Consider the following 18,747-nt stretch of genomic DNA (forward strand, 5'->3'; position numbering starts at 1 on the left):
CGGTTGGGCTCTCCCCCGAGCCCTGTTACCAGCCGCGCTCTGCGAGGCGGTGGGGCTGGGGGATCTCGTCGACGTTGATGCCGACCATCGCTTCGCCCAGGCCGCGGGAGACCTTGGCAATGACATCGGGGTCGTCGTAGAACGTGGTGGCCTTGACGACGGCGGCGGCGCGCTCTGCCGGGTTCCCGGACTTGAAGATGCCCGAACCAACAAACACACCATCAGCGCCGAGCTGCATCATCATCGCAGCATCAGCCGGGGTCGCGATCCCACCGGCGGTGAACAAAACCACCGGGAGCTTACCCGTGGCAGCGATTTCCTTCACCAGCTCGTACGGGGCCTGAAGTTCCTTGGCCGCAACGTACAGCTCGTCCTCGGGAAGGGAGGAAAGCTTCGCGATCTCCGCCCGGATCTTCCGCATGTGCCCGGTCGCGTTGGAAACATCCCCGGTCCCGGCCTCACCCTTGGAACGGATCATCGCCGCACCCTCGTTGATGCGGCGCAACGCCTCACCAAGGTTCGTGGCACCACAGACGAAAGGAACGGTGAAGTTCCACTTGTCGATGTGGTTCACGTAGTCAGCCGGGGTCAGGACCTCGGACTCGTCGATGTAATCGACGCCGAGGGACTGCAAAACCTGCGCTTCGACGAAGTGACCAATGCGGGCCTTCGCCATGACCGGAATGGACACAGCAGCGATGATCGCATCGATCATGTCCGGATCGGACATGCGGGACACGCCGCCCTGGGCACGGATATCGGCAGGGACGCGCTCAAGCGCCATGACCGCCACAGCACCGGCGTCCTCAGCGATACGGGCCTGCTCGACGTTAACGACGTCCATGATGACGCCGCCCTTGAGCATCTCCGCCATACCGCGCTTCACACGGCTGGAGCCCGTGAGTGCTATGTGTTCAAAAGTGTGAAGTCTTGCGGTCACGTGGTACTCCAAAGGACTGAAGCCTGCGATTGCATCACAAGCCCGCCCGGAATCTGTTCCCTGCGTCGAGGAGTAACGGCTGATATCCGGGTGATATATTAGTTGGAGTATCCAGTATGCAAGCGTCGGGGCAGGGAGTCAACAGCGCGTCGCAAGCGCCTCGAAACTCAGGCCGCGAACAGCGCCTGACGCACCGCGTGCTCAAAGCCGGTGACGTGGTCCCGGGCCAATGCAGTTGCTTTCTCTTCATCGCCGTCGAGAACCGCCCGGAGAAGGTCCACGTGCTCACGGACGTGGTGCTCCAAGTCAGGAAGGCGATCCAGAACCATGCACCATATGCGGGTGGCCAGGTTGTCATAGCGGATCAGGACGTCCTCGAGATGCGGATTGCCGGCCGCCGCGTAGATCCCTTGGTGGACGCGTGCGTCCAGGCGGAGAGTCTCCACCACCGAGGCGCCGGCAACATCAAAGGCCTCTACGGCCCGCATGATGTCCTTCAGATGTTCCTTGGTTGCCGGTGAAGCCAAACGGGCCGCACGCCCGGCCGCCAGTGGCTCCAACTGAGTCCGTATCTCCGAGATATAGGCCAGGTCCGTCACCTCGACCCTCGTGGCAAAGGTGCCACGGCGCGGGTAGGCCACCACCAAGCGGTCCAGCTCGAGCCGCTTCAGGGCCTCCCGCACAGGGGTGCGGCCGATCCCCAGGTCCTTGGCCAGCTGGTCGTCATTGAGGAGGTCGCCCGGTTTGATCTCCAGCATCAAGAGCCGGTCACGGAGGCGCTCGTAAGCCGTATCAGCCAGCGATTTCCTGCTGGTGCCGTCCGCGATTGCCAGAGTTTCGAGTGCCATGGTGCCGACCCTTTCCGCAGGTCCCGAAGATCTATTGACCTCTCCCGGTGACCAGTATACGCTGAATCCCAATCCTAATATATCAGTACAGGACTCAGGAATATATCTAAAGGAGGAGCCATGACCCTAGTGGCGACAGACTCACCAATCCTTACCCCGTCGCAGCCAGCAGAGCTCAATGAAGAGCAAAGCAACCTTGGCGCACAGTCCCAGAAGTTCGTCCTCACCTTGTCGTGTGTCGAGCGCGCCGGAATCGTTCAGGCGGTTACTACCTTCCTGTTTGACCGCGGTTTCAACATTGACGAGCACCAGCAGTTCGACGACGGCATCCGCCAGACACTGCACCTGCGCACCGCGTTCTCCGGCTCTCCGGACTACACCGCCGAACGGCTCGAAGAGGAATTCAGCTCCATTGCTGATCGCTTCGAGATGAAATTCGAATTCCATGACCAGACCAAAAAGCGCGTACTGGTCATGGTGTCCAAGTTTGGTCATTGCCTCAACGACCTCATTTTCCGGTGGCGCGGAGGAAGCCTTGGCGGAGACCTCGTAGTAGTCGCCTCCAACCACGAAACCCACAGGGCCATGGCGGAGGCTGCCGGACTGCCTTTCGTCTACATCCCGGTCACCCCTGACACCAAGGCCGAGGCGGAGCAGAAATTGCTGGATCTGGTGGATGAGTACAACGTGGACTTGGTGGTCCTCGCCCGCTACATGCAAGTGCTCTCCGATGACCTGTGCCGCGCATTGGAGGGACGCGCCATCAACATCCACCACTCGTTCCTGCCCGGTTTCAAGGGGGCCCGCCCCTACCACCAGGCGTACAACCGAGGCGTGAAGCTGGTGGGTGCTACCGCCCACTACGTGACGGCCGACCTGGACGAAGGCCCGATCATCGAGCAGGAAGTCATCCGCGTGGATCACAGCTACGGTCCTGCAACCCTTTCCACCATCGGCCAGGACGCAGAAGCGCTGGCCTTGTCCCGCGCCGTGCGCTGGCACTGCGAACACCGCGTATTGCTGGACCGCACCAGCACCGTTGTGTTCCGCTAATCCAACCCCCAACAGCACGCCCCACTCGAACTTCAGCAGGAGAATCCACATGGCATCGACGCCCCGCATCGTCATTATTGGAGCCGGGATCGTTGGCACCAACCTCGCCGACGAACTGGTCATCCGCGGTTGGAACAACATCACCGTACTGGACCAAGGACCGTTGAACATGCCCGGGGGCTCGACGTCCCACGCCCCGGGCCTCGTGTTCCAGACCAACCCTTCAAAGACCATGGCGCTCTTTGCCAAATACACCGTGGAGAAGCTCCTTTCGCTCACTGAAGATGGCCAGAGCTGCTTCAACCAGGTGGGTGGCCTTGAGGTCGCCACCACTGAGACCCGCCTGGCTGACCTGAAGCGCAAGCTGGGTTACGCAGCTTCCTGGGGCATCGAGGGCAGGATCCTCTCCCGCGAGGAATGCAAGGAGCTCTATCCCCTCATTAATGAGGAGGACATCCTTGGTGGCCTCCACGTCCCCACCGATGGCCTGGCCTTGGCAGCACGCGCAGTCCAGTTGCTGATCAAGCGCACTGAAGCCGCGGGCGTTACGTACCTGGGCAACACCACCGTCACCGGGATCGAGCAGGCGGACCGCCGCGTCACCGGCGTCCAGACGACCGACGGCGTCATCCCTGCGGATATCGTCGTTTCCTGCGCCGGTTTCTGGGGCGCAAAAATCGGAGAGATGATCGGGATGTCCGTCCCGCTCCTCCCGTTGGCGCACCAGTACGTCAAAACCACCCCGGTGCCCGCGCAGAAGGGCAAGAACGAACTGCCCAACGGCGCTTCGCTGCCCATCCTTCGTCACCAGGACCAGGACCTCTACTACCGCGAGCACGGCGAGCGCTACGGCATTGGCTCCTACGCCCACCGCCCCATGCCGGTGGACCTGGATGAACTTGGGAGCTACGAGCCCAGCAGCATCAGCGAACACAACATGCCCTCCCGCTTGGACTTCACGCTGGAAGACTTCCTCCCGGCTTGGGAAGCCACCAAGCAGTTGCTGCCGGCCCTCCGCGAGAGTGATATCGAGGATGGCTTCAACGGCATCTTCTCCTTCACCCCGGACGGCGGCTCCCTGGTCGGTGAGTCCAAGGAACTGGATGGCTTCTTTGTGGCCGAGGCCGTGTGGGTGACTCACTCCGCCGGCATTGCACGGGCCGTCGCCGAACTGCTGACCACCGGAAAGTCCAGCATCGATCTTGGCGATTGCGATATCCACCGCTTTGAAGAGGTCCAGCTGACGCCCGAGTACGTGAGCGAAACGTCCCAGCAGAACTTCGTGGAAATCTACGATGTGATGCACCCGCTCCAGCCCAAGCTCTCCCCGCGCAACCTCCGCGTCAGTCCTTTCCATGCCCGGCACAAGCAGCTGGGCGGCTACTTCCTCGAGGGCGCCGGCTGGGAGCGTCCGTACTGGTTCGAGGCCAACGCTGAACTCCTCAAGGAGATGCCCGACGAATGGCAGCCTCCGGCCCGCGACGCCTGGTCCGGGATGTTCAGCTCTCCCATCGCGGCGGCCGAAGCCTGGAAGACCCGCACGGCGGTGGCGATGTACGACATGACTCCGCTGAAGCGCCTTGAGGTCTCGGGTCCGGGCGCCTTGAAGTTGCTGCAGGAACTGACCACCGGAGACCTGGCCAAGAAGCCCGGAGCCGTCACTTACACCCTGCTGTTGGACCACTCCGGAGGAATCCGAAGTGACATCACTGTGGCCCGCTTGAGCGAAGATACGTTCCAGCTGGGCGCCAACGGCAACATTGACACCGCGTACTTCGAGCGGGCGGCCCGGCACCAGACTGAAAACGGAACAGCCAGTGATTGGGTCCAGGTTCGCGACACAACCGGCGGTACGTGCTGCATTGGCCTGTGGGGCCCGCTGGCCCGCGATCTTATGGGCAATGCCAGCAGTGATGATTTCACCAATGACGGGCTGAAGTATTTCCGATCCAAGAAGGTCACCATCGGTGGCGTCACCGTGACGGCCATGCGCCTGTCCTACGTGGGCGAACTCGGCTGGGAGCTGTACACCAGCGCAGACAACGGACAGCGTCTCTGGGATGCACTGTGGAAGGCCGGCCAGCCGTTCGGAGTGATCGCCGCCGGACGGGCCGCCTTCAGCTCGCTGCGGCTGGAAAAGGGATACCGCTCCTGGGGCACTGATATGACCACCGAGCACGACCCGTTCGAAGCTGGTCTGGGATTCGCCGTGAAGATGGCGAAGGAAAACTTCGTCGGCAAGGCAGCCCTTGAAGGGCGGAGCGAGGAAAGCTCGGCGCGCCGCTTGCGCTGCTTGACGGTCGACGACGGCAGGAGCTTGGTGCTCGGCAAGGAACCGGTCTTCTACAAGGACCAAGCCGTTGGTTACGTCACCAGCGCCGCTTACGGTTACACGGTCAAGAAACCGATCGCCTACGCATACCTGCCCGCCGCTGTTTCCCTGGGTGATTCCGTGGAAATTGAGTACTTCGGGCGGCGTATCCAGGCCACCGTTACTGAAGATCCCCTGTACGACCCCACCATGAGCAGGCTCCGCGGCTAAGCACGGCGCCCTCGGTTAGGCCAGCGGCCCGGACCCATCTCCTCGCAACCGGATCCGGGCCGCTGCCTAACGCATTTCCAGCCCAGCCCTTCTTTGCCAGTCCAGCCTTTCTTTGCCAGTCCAGCCTTTCTTTGCCAGTCCAGCCTTTCTTTGCCAGTCCAGGAAGTCACATGATCAGTTCAGAAACCCTCAACGATTACCTTGCCCGGCTCGCTTCCCGACAACCCACCCCTGGAGGTGGCGCCGCAGCAGCACTTCACGCTGCCCAAGGCGCAGCGCTGGTGGCCATGGTGGCCAGATACACCACGGGCGAAAAGTATGCCCAGCACGAGGAGCTCATCACGCGCATCACCGGCACAGCCGATCATTTGATCACCGAAGCGCTGCGCCTTGCCGATGCTGACGAGCAAGCCTTTCAGGGTGTCATTGATTCGTACAAACTCCCGTCAGGAACCGAGGAACTCAAAGCGGCCCGTGCTGCGGGGATCCAAGGCGCCCTCGTCAACGCAGCCCGGACACCTGCGCAGCTGATCCAACTCGCCGGTGAGGTGGTGGAACTTGCCACTGAGCTCTTTGACGTGGCCAACCCCAACGTCATCAGCGATGTCGCGGCAGCAGCAGACGCCGCCCGGGCTGCGACCACCACCGCACGGGTCAACATCGATATCAACCTCGTGGCCATCAAGGATGGCGACGCCCGCTCGCGCCTGGCTGAACAAACCAACGGCCTTGAGGACAAAGTGGTCCTGGCTGCCGATTCGCTGGCCGCGAGGGTCCGCGAAAGGATCCTCGCGTGAACACCACACGCCCGCAGGCCAGGGTGCTCTCCGGCAAGGGACTGGCAGGACTCGTCCAGGAACAGGCCCGGGACAGGATCCGGGCACTCGGAGCGGACAGCGTGCGCCCTGTGCTCGCCGTCGTGGTGGCAACCTCGGATCAGTCAACGCACTGGTACGTCCGCTCCATCGAACGTGCGGCAGAACGTGTTGGGATTGATTGCCGAATCCTCGATCTCGGGCAGGAAGCCACCCAAGAGTCGCTGGTAAGCGTTTTGCGGGATCTCAGCGTAGAGCCTTCCGTCAGTGGCATCATCCTGCAGACTCCCCTGCCGGGCGCCGTCCGGGCCGAGGACTTGGTTGGCCTTATAGCTCCCGAGAAGGACATCGACGGCGCCAATCCGCTCAGCCTGGGCCGCTTGGCTGTGGGCCAGCCTGCCTTCGCTCCCGCTACGGCGCGAGCCGTTGTTGAACTGCTGGACCACTACGAGGTCCCGGTCGCGGGTAAGAACGTGGCCGTCGTCGGGCGTTCAGCCGTAGTGGGCAAGCCGCTGTCCTTGCTGCTCCTTGAAAAGGACGCCACTGTGACCATCTGCCATTCCAAGTCGGGCGACCTGGCGCGCTATACGCGGGCTGCCGACGTCGTGGTCGTCGCCGCGGGGCGGACCGGACTTTTGACAGGTTCCCATGTCTCGCCCGGTTCAGTAGTGGTCGACGTCGGCACAAACGTCCTGGCGGATGGTTCCCTTGTGGGGGACGTGGATGAAGCCAGCGTAATGGGCGTAGCCGCTGCCCTGTCGCCGGTTCCCGGGGGCGTCGGCTCCGTCACTACAGCCTTGCTGCTGCTGCACACCGCCGAGGCCGCAGGACTGCAAGCACGCATACCGCTGATGGCGGCTTCTTCTGTCCGGAACTGAAGGGATGCACCATATGGCTTCCAAAGCCCCCCGCAACAACATTGACGAGTCGCAACTGACGGTCACCAAACCCAAGACCAAGGCTGTGGGCATCCCGGCGGTCGCCAACGCCCTGAAGATCTCCTTGGAACAAATGGGGCCGGTACGCAGCGTCCAGACTCTGTTGGCGGTGAACCAGCTCGATGGATTCGACTGTATGGGCTGCGCCTGGCCTGAACATGAAAAGCGCAACGCCGCGGAGTTTTGTGAGAATGGCGCCAAAGCCGTTGCCGAGGAAGCTACCCGCCGCCGGGTCACACCCGCATTTTTCGCCCAGCACTCGGTGGCGGAGCTGAAGACGCGCGATGATTACTGGCTGGGCCAGCAAGGCAGGCTGACCCACCCGATGTTCCTCGATGAGGGTGCAACCCACTACGAACCCATCGGGTGGGACCAAGCGTATGACCTGATGGCTGAGGAACTCCGGGCCATGGACCATCCCGACCAGGCCGTCTTCTACACCTCCGGGCGCACCTCCAACGAGGCAGCGTTCGTCTACCAACTTCTGGTGCGGGGGCTCGGAACCAACAACCTTCCTGACTGCTCCAACATGTGCCACGAATCCTCGGGGTCCGCTCTGGTGGAAACCATCGGCATCGGCAAAGGCTCGGTGAGCCTCACGGACTTGGAAACAGCGTCCCTGATTTTCGTTGCCGGCCAAAATCCGGGTACCAACCACCCCCGCATGCTCAGCGCCTTGGAGAAAGCCAAGAAAAACGGCGCAGTCATTGTGTCCGTGAATCCTTTGCCAGAGGCGGGCCTCCTCCATTTTGAAAACCCACAGCACCTGGGCGGCATGGTTACGGGCACCCGCTTGACGGACGATTTCCTGCAAATCCGTGCGGGCGGCGACCAAGCCCTCTTCCAGGGTCTGGGCAAGTACCTGCTTGAAGCTGAATCCTCCGGACGTAAGACACCAGGGCTCCAGAGCGTCCTGGACCACGACTTCATCAATAACCACACCGTAGGCATCCAGGACTACCTTCAGTACCTGGAAGAAGTTCAGTGGGACCAGATCGTGGAAGCCACAGGCCTGTCCCTGGAGCAGATCCACGCGACCGGTGAACGGCTGCTCGCATCCAGCTCCACCATTGTGTGCTGGGCCATGGGATTGACCCAGCATAAGCACTCTGTCCCTACCCTTCGCGACGTAGTCAACGTCCTGCTTCTGCAAGGGAACATCGGCAAGCCAGGCGCTGGTGTTTGCCCGGTACGGGGGCATTCCAATGTCCAAGGTGACCGCACTATGGGCATCTTCGAGAAAATGCCGGAGAAGTTCCATGACCGGTTGGATCACGAGTTCGAATTCCTCTCTCCCCGGGACCACGGCTATGACACTGTCGCGGCGATCCGGGCCATGCGGGACGGCAAGGTCCGGTTCTTCATGGGGATGGGTGGAAACTTCGTTCGCGCTGCCCCCGACTCTGAGGTGACGGAACAAGCTCTGGCGAACACGCGGCTGAGCGTCCAGATCTCCACCAAGCTGAACCACTCGCACCTGGCAACGGGGCAGCGCGCACTGATTCTGCCTACTTTGGGCCGCACCGAGAAAGACACCCAGGTGACAGGCGACCAACGCGTCACTGTGGAGGACTCCATGAGTGCAGTGCACGCGTCCCGGGGACGCCTCAAACCCGCAAGCGAACACCTGCACTCGGAAGTGGCTATCGTGTGCAATCTCGCCCACAGGATCTTCACAGATGGCCGCGTACGACTGCCCAACGCCCCCAAGGCGGCGTGGCTGTCCATGCGGGACGACTATTCCCTGATCCGCAAACACATCGAAGCAGTGTTTGACGGCTTCGAGAACTTCGAAGAACGCATTCAGCACCCCGGCGGCTTCGTACTTCCCCACCCGCCACGCGATGCGCGGAAGTTCGATACTGCCTCGGGAAAAGCCCACTTCACGGGAAATCAGTTGGAATACATCAAGGTCCCGTCGGACCGGTTAGTACTGCAAACCCTGCGCTCCCACGACCAGTACAACACCACCATCTACGGCAAGGACGACAGGTACCGCGGGATCCACGGTGGACGCCGGGTAGTCCTTATCAATGCCGACGACGTTTCGGAGCTGGGTTTCGCTGACGGCGACATGGTCCATCTCATCTCCGAATTCCAGGGAACCGAGCGCAGGGCAGAAGACTTCCGGATCGTCACATACTCCACACCCAAGGGCTGCGCAGCTGCGTACTACCCGGAAACCAACGTCCTGGTACCCCTGGACTCGGTTGCCGACACCAGTGGGACCCCGACATCCAAGTCCGTCATCGTCCGGCTCGAACCTGCGACCCTCAACCGCAAGGACGCTGCCTAAAGCCCAACGTTATCCACCCTCATGTCCGCACCACCAAACACCCTAAGGAGTGTCATGTCAGGAAACAGAGCAGTCGCCTACAAGGAACCCGGTGTCGTCGAAATCATCGATACCGAATACCCCACGTTTGAGCTTAAGGACGGGCCCGGAGTCAACCCGGCCAACGTCGGCAGGAAGGTGCCCCACGGCGCCATCTTGCGCACTGTAACCACCAACATCTGTGGTTCGGACCAGCACATGGTCCGGGGACGCACTACCGCACCCAAGGACCTGGTGCTCGGCCACGAAATCACAGGGGAAGTGATCGAGGTAGGGCCCGACGTCGAATTCATCAAGGTGGGAGACATCGTCTCCGTTCCGTTCAATATCTCCTGTGGCCGCTGCCGGAACTGCAAAGAGCAAAAAACCGGAATCTGCCTCAACGTCAACCCGGACCGTCCAGGCAGCGCTTACGGCTACGTGGACATGGGAGGCTGGGTGGGCGGACAAGCCGAGTACGTCCTGGTCCCCTACGCGGACTGGAACCTGCTGCGCTTCCCGGACCGGGACCAGGCCTTGGAAAAAATCATGGACCTGACCATGCTCTCTGACATCTTCCCGACCGGCTTCCACGGCGCAGTCACGGCCGGAGTCGGCGTGGGGTCCACCGTGTACGTTGCAGGGGCCGGACCCGTTGGCATCGCCGCTGCCGTCGGCGCCCAACTGCTGGGTGCCGCCGTCGTGATTGTTGGCGACATGAACGAAGACCGCCTGGCCCAAGCCCGCTCCTTTGGTTGCGAGACCGTCAACGTGTCCAAGGGCGATCCCAAAGACCAGATCGAACAACTCCTTGGAGTGCCTGAAGTGGACTGCGGCGTTGATGCTGTGGGCTTTGAAGCACGCGGACACGGCAAGGATGCCTCCCACGAAGCGCCGGCCACCGTGCTGAACTCCCTCATGGACATCACCGCCGCCGGCGGCTCCTTGGGCATCCCCGGCCTGTACGTCACGGGCGACCCGGGCGGAATCGACGAGGCCGCCAAGCATGGCTCCCTCTCCCTCTCGCTGGGTACGGGGTGGGCGAAGTCGCTGTCGTTTACCACCGGACAATGCCCCGTCATGAAGTACAACCGCCAGCTGATGATGGCGATCCTCCATGACAAGGTCCAGATCGCCAAGGCCGTCAATGCCAAGGCCATCCCGCTCGAAGACGCTCCTCGGGGCTACGCAGAGTTCGACGCCGGAGCGGCAACAAAGTTCGTGCTGAACCCCAACGGTTACGTCAAGGCTTAGCGCGCAACAGCGGATACCGGGCCGGCACGGCAAGCACGACGGGAAGGCCCTGTCGGGCCGGTATCCGCACTTCCCAGCTCCACCACACCAATGAAGTGGGGCATCATGCCCCTTCGTTTGCCGTTGTGACAACTTATTGAGCCGGTGGTCAAGTGTGAAAGGGTCCGTGGAGAACTCGGTCTAGGATGAGGAAAAGACGAGGGAGCAGGTGGGCGTCGCTTTTAGCCGGGTGCCCACCAGGACAACGACACGAGGCATCATGGCCGCACGCAACAACCCGGACATCGACAACGACGCCGACGCCGACGCCCACGGTGGTGGCGTCCAGTCAGTGGACCGCGCCCTCCAAATCCTGGAAATCCTGGCCCGGGAGGGCGACGCCGGCGTCAGTGAGATCGCCGAGGAAATGGGCGTGCACAAGTCCACTGCGTCAAGACTGGTTGGCTCCCTGGTAAACCGGGATCTGGTCCGGCAGAACAGCGAAAGAGGCAAGTACCAACTGGGCTTCGGAATCCTGCGCTTGGCATCGTCCATCCCCGGCCGGCTCAGTGTGGTTCACGAGGCGCGGGCCGTCTTGGAAGCCCTGGCGGCCGAGTACAAAGAGACTGTCAACCTTGCTGTGCTGCGGTCCAACTACGCCGTGAACGTGGACCAGGCCATGGGACCCTCCACCCTTGCCACGTACGACTGGGTGGGCAGTTTAACCCCCCTGCATGCCACCTCCAGCGGCAAGGTGCTGCTGGCTGCCTTGACGACCGATGAAAGAAGCCAGGTCTTCAAAGCTGTGGGTCTGCCTGCCCGGACACCCCGTACCGTAACCAATCGGGGGGAACTGGAAAAGGAGTTGCTGGAGGTTGCCAAGAACGGTTTTGCGATAGTTCATGGCGAGTTTGAAATTGGTCTCACGGCCGTCGCAGCTCCCATCTTCAACCACGCCGGGACGGTTATCGCGGCAATAAGCATTTCCGGTCCAGCCTTTCGCTTCGTGCCTGAAGACCATCCGGGGCTCATAGACGGCCTCCGGGAGGCCGGGCTGACCATTAGCGCCAAGATGGGCTACCGCCCCAGGTAGCGGCCCCAGGTAGCAACTGCCGTCACGTAACGAGCAAGAAAACCTTGACAATCCAATGTGGTCCAGCGCACTCTGTTGCATAGAGTGCAGTGCGTTGATCACTGCGGAACAGCGGCTGTGTGGGCTATTGCCTATCCCGCTGCAGCGTCCCCCCGGCAAAATAGAGGCCACCAAACCTACCCCGAGAGGGCCACAATGTCTACGCACAGAAGCCTGACCAGCTCCCCGGCAGGCGAAAGCAGTGCCTTAGCAAGGTCCGCCGCTCCCAAGCATGCGGACAAACCAAACCCACTGCGTCGTCTCCTCAAAGTTTCCGACATCAACATCGTCAACCGGCCGATGCTCAAGAAAGCCCTCGGGGGGACGATCGTGGGCAACACCATGGAATGGTACGACGTCGGGGTGTTCGGCTACCTGATCACCACCATGGGCCCGGTCTTCCTTCCGGAAGCTGACAAGTCGGTGCAGACGCTCTTCCTGCTGGGCACGTTTGCTGCAACCTTCGTTGCCCGGCCGCTGGGTGGCGTCGTCTTCGGTTGGCTCGGCGATAAGGTGGGCCGCCAGAAGGTTCTCGCAGCAACACTGATGCTGATGGCGGCTAGTACTTTCGTCGTCGGGCTCCTGCCGGGGTACGCCCAAATTGGTATATGGTCGGCGGCACTTCTTGTGGTGCTGAAGCTCATCCAAGGCTTTTCCACCGGCGGTGAATACGCAGGTGCTACCACCTTCGTTTGCGAATACGCACCGGATAAGCGGCGTGGCTTCTTCGCGAGCTTCCTGGATATGGGCTCGTACCTCGGCTTCGCGCTGGGAGCAGCGGTAGTGTCCGTGCTCCAACTGACCCTGGGGCAGGGAGCCATGGAGGAATGGGGCTGGCGTTTGCCCTTCCTGATCGCTGGACCGCTCGGGGCGATTGCTGTCTACTTCCGGAACAAAATCGAGGAGTCGCCGCAGTTCCAGGCAACCCTGGATGCCCAAGCAGCCGTAACCGCCGACGCAAGTGCCACGGACAACGCCGTCGCCAAGGGCCCCTTGGCGACTCTCAAGGCCTACTGGCGCCATATCGTCCTGGCTATGATCCTTGCCGCTGCGGCCAACACGGTGGGTTATGCCCTGACGTCCTACATGCCGACGTATCTGACCGATTCCAAAGGCTATGATGCCGTCCACGGAACCCTGCTGACCATTCCGGTGCTTGTGGTGATGTCGCTCTGCATTCCCTTGACGGGCAAGCTGTCCGACCGTATCGGCCGCAGGCCGGTCCTCTGGATCGGTGCCGGCAGTACCATCCTCTTCGCCGTCCCGGCATTCCTCTTGATTGGTCTGGGGGACATCTGGTCTACCTTGGGTGGCCTGGCACTGGTCGCCTTCCCCGTGACCTTTTACGTGGCCAACCTCGCTTCGGCGCTCCCTGCGCTCTTCCCCACCGCGGGCCGCTACAGCTGCATGGGTATTGCCTATAACTTCTCCGTGGCGATCTTCGGCGGGACAACACCCTTCATTGTGCAGGGACTCATCAATGCAACCCGCGATGATATGGCACCGGCCTATTATTTGATCGGCACCTCGGTGATAGGCGCAATCGCCATCTACTTCCTGCCTGAGTCTGCTCGCCGCGCGCTCCCTGGCTCCATGCCAAGCGTGGACACCATTGATGAGGCACGGGAGCTGGTGGCCGCCCAGAAAGAGACGCTCTGACCACATCGGCTGGTGCATCGAGGGGCTGGGAATGAGTGTTCACCCACAGTTAACGAAGCGCTGTGGCGCCCGTCCTAGTTCAGCGTCGGAGGTGTCTGTTCTACTTGAAACATGACTATTCTGACTGATATTGCAGTTGCTGGCATCGAGGACCAGCCGAACAACGACAACAACACCAACAACGCACTCATGATCGCACTGGACGTGGACGGCACTTTGGTCGACCACGACGGGCACATGTCACCGGAGGTCCGCTCCGCCGCCCAAGCCGTGGTTGCCAGCGGGCACGACGTCATGATCGCCACAGGCCGCTCACTCAACGCGACCCTGCCGATCATTGAACAAATCGGACTCGAACGCGGTTACGCAGTGTGCTGCAACGGCGGCGTGACACTCCGCCTCGATCCGGCGCTGGAGGCCGGATACCAGATCATCCATAAAGCCACGTTTGACCCAGCACCCGCTTTGAAGGCTTTGCGGGAGCGGCTGCCCAACGCCAAGTATGCGCTGGAGGACGAAGACGGAGTTTTCCTCTCCACCGAACGTTTCCAGGACGCAAGTTTCGGCGTGGAGTCCATCGGCGTCGACTTCCAGACCATGCTGGACTCCACTGCAGTCCGCGTGGTGGTGTTCAGCAGCGACAACACTTCGGACGAATTTAATGAAGCCATCCGGCACATCGGGCTGTCCGGCGTGACCTACTCCGTGGGTTGGACGGCGTGGCTGGACATCGCAGCCGAGGGCGTCACCAAAGCCAGCGCTTTGGAGGCCTTGCGCCGGAAGCTCGGGACAGATCCGGCCAACACGGTTGCCGTGGGCGATGGCCGGAACGACATCGAGATGCTCACGTGGGCGGCCCGTGGTGTCGCCATGGGCCAAGCCGCAGATGAAGTCATCGCCGCTGCGGACGAGGTCACCGCGTCAGTGCTCGACGACGGCGCCGCCTTGGTTTTGCGCGGCCTCCTGTAACTGCCGCTCGCCCCAGCGGGACCAGCCACTCCCTCCAGCCCCCGCGGGACCAGCCAGCCCCAGCTAAAGGACGGGCAGGACCTCAAGGCCGCCGAGGTACTTCTGGAGCGCCTTGGGGACGTTGACCGAACCATCAGGGTTCTGGTGGTGCTCGAGGATAGCCACGATCCAACGAGTAGTGGCCAAGGTGCCGTTGAGCGTAGCCACCGCCCGGGTTCCCTTGGCAACACCTTCATCATTGATCACGCGTTCGCGGATGTTAAGGCGGCGTGCCTGGAAGGTAGTGCAGTTGGATGTCGAGGTGAGCTCGCGGTAGGCGTTCTGCGTGGGGACCCAGGCTTCGCAGTCGAACTTCCGGGCCGCGGACATTCCCAGGTCGCCTGCGGCGGTATCGATGACGCGGTAAGGCAGCTCGCACTTGGCCAGCATTTCCTCTTCCCAAGCCAGCAGGCGCTCGTGTTCGGCGGCGGCTTCCTCAACGGTGGTGTAGATGAACATTTCCACCTTGTTGAACTGGTGTACCCGGATGATTCCACGGGTGTCCTTGCCGTGTGAACCGGCCTCGCGGCGGTAGCAGGAGCTTTGGCCCGCATAGCGGATTGGTCCGGCGGAAAGGTCCAGGATCTCGTCGGCGTGGTAACCCGCGAGGGCCACCTCCGAGGTTCCCACAAGGTAAAGGTCGTCCTCAGCGAGACGGTAGATCTCGGCGTCGTGCTTTACATCGAAACCGGTACCCTGCATGGTCTCGGGGCGCACCAAAGTGGGGGTGATCATCGGCACGAAGCCTGCCTCGATGGCCTGGTCCATGGCCATTTGCAGCAGCGCCATTTCCAGCCGCGCACCGACGCCGCGCAGGAAGTAGAAGCGCGAGCCGGAAACCTTGGCGCCCCGTTCCATGTCGATGGCACCGATGAGTTCACCGATCTCCAGGTGGTCCTTGGGCTCGAAATCCGTGAATTCGCGAGGGCTACCGACCGTCTTAACCACTACGTAGTCATCCTCGCCGCCCTCAGGCACCCCATCCACGATGAGGTTGGGGACAACGCGCAGGAGTTCGTCCTGCTTGGCCTGCGCGGCATCGGCCTCCACTGAGGCTGCCTTCACGGAGTTGGCCAGTTCCTTGACCTCAGCCAGCAGGGCCTGCTTCTCCTCGCCCTTGGCCTTCGCGACCTTCTTGCCATAGACGTTTTGCTCGGCGCGGAGGCTTTCGTAGCGGATCAAGGCCGCCCGGCGATCGGAGTCGGCAGAGATGATCGCGTCCACCACGGACTCGTCGGCGCCGCGGGCACGCTGGCTGGCACGGAACTTGTCCGGGTTTTCGCTGAGGTCTTTTACGTCGATCACCAGATAAGAGTATCGAATCACTCGTGCATCTCCGGCCCATTACCTTAACCGGTCGCCAGCCCTCCACCCCGCCTGCCCCGGCAAAAGGCAAGCGTGCAGGGCGATAGTGTTGAAGCACCATGAGCGACTGGATCCTGTACGTGATTCTCGCTGGGGGCGTGGCCTTTGCCGTCTCCAGTTGGTGGGGCGTGCGCCGATTGCGGGCCCGCCATGTCAGGAGCGCCGTACGGGAGGACTCCCACAAGCCCAACCCTGGAGGCCAACGGGTGGCCGTGATCCTGAACCCGGTCAAGAACAACGCCCACGTTGCCCGGCACTCGATTACCGAGGCATGCGACTTGGCTGGCTGGGACCCACCCCGCTTTTTCGAAACCACCCGTGAGGACCCCGGCTACGGACAGTCCCGCCAGGCACTGGCCTACGGGGCCGACGTCGTCGTGGCCTGCGGTGGCGACGGAACAGTCCGCGTAGTGGCCGAGTCGCTGGCGCATAAGAACGTGGCCATGGGCTTGGTGCCGGTAGGCACCGGAAACTTGTTGGCCCGCAACCTTGACCTGGATGTCACCGATCTTTCAGGCTGCATCCAAACCGCTTTGTTCGGGCATCAACGGTTCATCGACACCGCGACCATGGGTATCAGCAACAACATCACCGGCAAATCCTCCAGCCACACCTTCTTGGTCATCGCGGGGATGGGCTTGGACGCCGAGGTGCTGGGCGACACCAAGGAGGACCTCAAAAAGTCCGTGGGCTGGCTGGCCTACACCGAGGCCGGTGTCCGCCACCTCCCCGGCCGGCGCAAGCGGGTCACCATCACCATGGATGACGAAACTGAGCAGCCACGGAAGATCCGCAGCGTTTTGTTTGCCAATTGCGGACTGATCCCGGGCGGGATCGACTTCATCCCCCAGGCAATGATCGACGACGGCATGCTGGACATCGTGGTCATGAGCCCGCGCAGCGCGTTCGGATGGCTCGCCATGTACGTCAAGATTCTGTTCAAGCACAACGCAAACCTGCCCATGATGAGCTTCTACCGTTCCGGCAAAGTCACCATCCGCAGCCAGGAACCCATGGCCACCCAGCTCGACGGCGATCCCTCGGGCGAGGCCACGGAGGTCACCGTTCAGGTAGAACCAGGGTCACTGCTGGTGCGCGTGCCGAGGACCGCGACCACCTAGCCGCGGTCCCCCTAACGAAAGCCGTGTGTCAGATGGCGCCGACGTCCGGCTGTGCCGCGTTTCCGTCGGCTTGTTCCGCCGCTGCCTTGGCCGCCGCGCGGGCCTCGGACTGTTCCTTGATCATGGCCTGCTCTTCTTCGAAACGCAGGCGGTCCGCCCGGTCCGCCTCGTCCCCGTCCCAGTCGTCCGCGTTGCTGTCAATGGAGGGCTTGGGGTTGACGATCATGCCTTGGCCGTCTTTGTCGTCGCTGTGTACAGACATGACCGCTCCTTTCATCGAAATTCATCCATCGTTTATGGATCAAGCAAGCATACGCACACTTGTACCCCCGCGAAAGAGCTTCAAACTCCCGTTGTGGACAACGTTTTGGAGTCGCTATTCACCCTGCAGAATCGCCTCGACCCACGCCTGTGCTGAAGCAAAAGCAGCGTCGGAAGTGTGCGGGGCAACCTCCGTGATGTCCTTGTCCACCCGGGGGTAGGAGCCCAGGAAGCGGGTTGCCGGGCTGATTCTGTGGAGGGCGGCCAAGGCATCGCCCACACGCGCGTCCGCTGCGTGGCCGTCCGCGTCGATGCTGAAGAAATAGTGCCCAAGGTACTGTCCCGTGGGGCGCGATTCGATGCGGCTCAAGTTCACTCCCCGCGAGGCGAACTGGTCCAGGATGTCCATGAGGGCACCAGGGCGGTCCTGCGGCAGAGGAACCACCACGGTTGTCTTGTCCGCTCCGGTTCGTTCCGGAAGGACGCCGGGGCGGCCAACCAGGATAAACCGGGTGACGGCGTCGAAATTGTCACCAATGTTCTCCGCGAGGACCGTCAGCCCTGGCTGTTCAGCGGCGACCAGCGGGGCACAGATGGCCGCGTCATAGTGCGCGTCGGCGGCAAGCAGGCCCATCGCGGCCGCCGCCGTCGAGGACCCCGGGACGTAATCCACGTCCGGAAGGTGCGCATCCAGCCATCGCCTGCACTGCGCCCACGCGTGGCCGTGCGTGGAGATGCGTTTGACGTCGGAAACTTCGACGCCGGGCCTTGCCACCAGCACGAACGTGATGGGAACCAATGCCTCGCGAATAATCCGGAGTTCCGCGCCCGTGGCAATCGCGTCCAACGTGGCCGTCACACCGCCCTCAACAGAGTTTTCGATGGGAACCATGGCGGCATCCGCCTGGCCCGACCGCACCAGGTCCAGCGCCGCATTGACGTTGGTGCAGGGAATCCTGGTCGCCTCAACGGCACCCGGCACCTGGAGGAGGGCCGCCTCCGTGAAGGTCCCTTCCGGGCCTAGGAAAGCGTAGGTGGCTGGCGACATTCAATATTCCTTATGGGTTATATACCTGGAATGGCGTGAGCTAGAGGACCACGGGCTTGAGGCCGTTATCCGAGACCATCGGCTTCCCTGCCTCGAACCACATATCCATGCCACCGGCGACGTTGACGGCCGAGTAGCCCAGCCCCACTAGCCACTGCACAGCGCGGAAGGAGCGGCCACCGGTGCGGCAAATCACGAAGAGATCGTCATCCGGATCCAACTCGTCCAAGCGCGCGGGCAGCTGGTCCAAGGGAATGTGGCGGGCGCCCTTGGCGTGACCTGCCACCCATTCGTAGTCCTCCCGGACGTCCAGGATGCTCGCCTCGGCAGGAATGCCGCCGACAGGCACCGTTTCAAAGTCGCTCACAGTCATCCCTTCCCGTTGAATCAGGTCAGCATCCAGCCTACTGCTTGGGTGACCCGGCCCTGATAGCGCTCCCCGCATTTGCTTCGCTGGTCCAGGACGCCAA

General features: G+C 62.1%; 16 protein-coding genes. 10 read left to right on the forward strand and 6 right to left on the reverse strand.

The window, feature by feature from the left end; genetic code table 11:
- Positions 1-25 precede the first annotated feature (25 nt).
- A complete protein-coding gene (gene pdxS, locus QRN42_RS14375; RefSeq protein ID WP_284979833.1) occupies positions 26-940 on the reverse strand; it encodes a pyridoxal 5'-phosphate synthase lyase subunit PdxS in 915 nt (304 codons plus the stop codon).
- 167 nt (positions 941-1,107) lie between these two features.
- Complete coding sequence (locus QRN42_RS14380) at positions 1,108-1,788, reverse strand: GntR family transcriptional regulator (protein ID WP_284979834.1); 681 nt, start codon at positions 1,786-1,788, stop codon at positions 1,108-1,110.
- A 120-nt stretch (positions 1,789-1,908) separates the two neighbouring features.
- On the opposite strand from QRN42_RS14380, the gene purU reads away from it, so the two are divergent.
- From purU to QRN42_RS14425, 9 genes are all read left to right on the forward strand, one after another.
- Positions 1,909-2,841 carry a formyltetrahydrofolate deformylase gene (gene purU, locus QRN42_RS14385; protein ID WP_284979835.1) on the forward strand — a complete coding sequence of 311 codons (933 nt, stop codon included), beginning with the start codon at positions 1,909-1,911 and terminating at the stop codon, positions 2,839-2,841.
- A 49-nt stretch (positions 2,842-2,890) separates the two neighbouring features.
- On the forward strand, positions 2,891-5,383 hold the full coding sequence (locus QRN42_RS14390; RefSeq protein ID WP_284979836.1) for a GcvT family protein: 2,493 nt from the start codon (positions 2,891-2,893) through the stop codon (positions 5,381-5,383).
- A gap of 170 nt (positions 5,384-5,553) precedes the next feature.
- Complete coding sequence (locus QRN42_RS14395) at positions 5,554-6,180, forward strand: cyclodeaminase/cyclohydrolase family protein (RefSeq protein WP_284979837.1); 627 nt, start codon at positions 5,554-5,556, stop codon at positions 6,178-6,180.
- Complete coding sequence (locus QRN42_RS14400) at positions 6,177-7,076, forward strand: bifunctional 5,10-methylenetetrahydrofolate dehydrogenase/5,10-methenyltetrahydrofolate cyclohydrolase (RefSeq protein ID WP_284979838.1); 900 nt, start codon at positions 6,177-6,179, stop codon at positions 7,074-7,076. The genes QRN42_RS14395 and QRN42_RS14400 overlap by 4 nt, the downstream gene beginning before the upstream one ends.
- A gap of 13 nt (positions 7,077-7,089) precedes the next feature.
- A complete protein-coding gene (locus QRN42_RS14405; RefSeq protein WP_284979839.1) occupies positions 7,090-9,432 on the forward strand; it encodes an FdhF/YdeP family oxidoreductase in 2,343 nt (780 codons plus the stop codon).
- A gap of 54 nt (positions 9,433-9,486) precedes the next feature.
- Positions 9,487-10,704 (forward strand): formaldehyde dehydrogenase, glutathione-independent, encoded by a 1,218-nt coding sequence (gene fdhA / locus QRN42_RS14410; protein WP_284979840.1) that lies wholly within the window; start codon positions 9,487-9,489, stop codon positions 10,702-10,704.
- A 259-nt stretch (positions 10,705-10,963) separates the two neighbouring features.
- Positions 10,964-11,776 carry an IclR family transcriptional regulator gene (locus QRN42_RS14415; RefSeq protein WP_284979841.1) on the forward strand — a complete coding sequence of 271 codons (813 nt, stop codon included), beginning with the start codon at positions 10,964-10,966 and terminating at the stop codon, positions 11,774-11,776.
- A gap of 195 nt (positions 11,777-11,971) precedes the next feature.
- Positions 11,972-13,474: an MFS transporter gene (locus tag QRN42_RS14420; RefSeq protein ID WP_284979842.1), complete on the forward strand. Its 1,503-nt coding sequence runs from the start codon at positions 11,972-11,974 to the stop codon at positions 13,472-13,474.
- 111 nt (positions 13,475-13,585) lie between these two features.
- Entirely contained in the window at positions 13,586-14,443 is an 858-nt protein-coding gene (locus QRN42_RS14425) for an HAD family hydrolase (protein WP_284979843.1), read from the forward strand.
- 63 nt (positions 14,444-14,506) lie between these two features.
- Here QRN42_RS14425 and serS read toward each other — a convergent pair whose 3' ends face one another.
- Positions 14,507-15,787 carry a serine--tRNA ligase gene (serS, locus tag QRN42_RS14430; RefSeq protein WP_284976861.1) on the reverse strand — a complete coding sequence of 427 codons (1,281 nt, stop codon included), beginning with the start codon at positions 15,785-15,787 and terminating at the stop codon, positions 14,507-14,509.
- 119 nt (positions 15,788-15,906) lie between these two features.
- Here serS and QRN42_RS14435 point away from each other — a divergent pair, with 119 nt between their 5' ends.
- Positions 15,907-16,968: a diacylglycerol/lipid kinase family protein gene (locus tag QRN42_RS14435; RefSeq protein ID WP_284979844.1), complete on the forward strand. Its 1,062-nt coding sequence runs from the start codon at positions 15,907-15,909 to the stop codon at positions 16,966-16,968.
- 28 nt (positions 16,969-16,996) lie between these two features.
- Here the strand turns inward: QRN42_RS14435 and QRN42_RS14440 are convergent, their stop codons facing one another.
- The 3 genes from QRN42_RS14440 to QRN42_RS14450 form a co-directional block, all read right to left on the reverse strand.
- Complete coding sequence (locus tag QRN42_RS14440) at positions 16,997-17,230, reverse strand: hypothetical protein (RefSeq protein WP_284979845.1); 234 nt, start codon at positions 17,228-17,230, stop codon at positions 16,997-16,999.
- Between the two features lie 114 nt (positions 17,231-17,344).
- Positions 17,345-18,277, reverse strand: coding sequence for a prephenate dehydratase (gene pheA / locus QRN42_RS14445; protein WP_284979846.1), 933 nt, complete (start codon positions 18,275-18,277; stop codon positions 17,345-17,347).
- A 40-nt stretch (positions 18,278-18,317) separates the two neighbouring features.
- Positions 18,318-18,644, reverse strand: coding sequence for a rhodanese-like domain-containing protein (locus QRN42_RS14450; RefSeq protein ID WP_284979847.1), 327 nt, complete (start codon positions 18,642-18,644; stop codon positions 18,318-18,320).
- Positions 18,645-18,747 lie beyond the last annotated feature (103 nt).

The organism is Arthrobacter sp. fls2-241-R2A-200, assembly GCF_030209745.1.
Taxonomy (GTDB): Bacteria; Actinomycetota; Actinomycetes; order Actinomycetales; family Micrococcaceae; genus Arthrobacter.

Excerpts from the sequence above, each read along its gene's own strand:
- QRN42_RS14380 (WP_284979834.1), bottom strand. The coding sequence starts at position 1,788 with ATGGCACTCGAAACTCTGGCAATCGCGGACGGCACCAGCAGGAAATCG.
- purU (WP_284979835.1), top strand. The coding sequence starts at position 1,909 with ATGACCCTAGTGGCGACAGACTCACCAATCCTTACCCCGTCGCAGCCA.
- QRN42_RS14390 (WP_284979836.1), top strand. The coding sequence starts at position 2,891 with ATGGCATCGACGCCCCGCATCGTCATTATTGGAGCCGGGATCGTTGGC.
- QRN42_RS14395 (WP_284979837.1), top strand. The coding sequence starts at position 5,554 with ATGATCAGTTCAGAAACCCTCAACGATTACCTTGCCCGGCTCGCTTCC.
- QRN42_RS14405 (WP_284979839.1), top strand. The coding sequence starts at position 7,090 with ATGGCTTCCAAAGCCCCCCGCAACAACATTGACGAGTCGCAACTGACG.
- fdhA (WP_284979840.1), top strand. The coding sequence starts at position 9,487 with ATGTCAGGAAACAGAGCAGTCGCCTACAAGGAACCCGGTGTCGTCGAA.
- QRN42_RS14415 (WP_284979841.1), top strand. The coding sequence starts at position 10,964 with ATGGCCGCACGCAACAACCCGGACATCGACAACGACGCCGACGCCGAC.
- QRN42_RS14420 (WP_284979842.1), top strand. The coding sequence starts at position 11,972 with ATGTCTACGCACAGAAGCCTGACCAGCTCCCCGGCAGGCGAAAGCAGT.
- QRN42_RS14425 (WP_284979843.1), top strand. The coding sequence starts at position 13,586 with ATGACTATTCTGACTGATATTGCAGTTGCTGGCATCGAGGACCAGCCG.
- QRN42_RS14435 (WP_284979844.1), top strand. The coding sequence starts at position 15,907 with ATGAGCGACTGGATCCTGTACGTGATTCTCGCTGGGGGCGTGGCCTTT.
- QRN42_RS14440 (WP_284979845.1), bottom strand. The coding sequence starts at position 17,230 with ATGTCTGTACACAGCGACGACAAAGACGGCCAAGGCATGATCGTCAAC.
- pheA (WP_284979846.1), bottom strand. The coding sequence starts at position 18,277 with ATGTCGCCAGCCACCTACGCTTTCCTAGGCCCGGAAGGGACCTTCACG.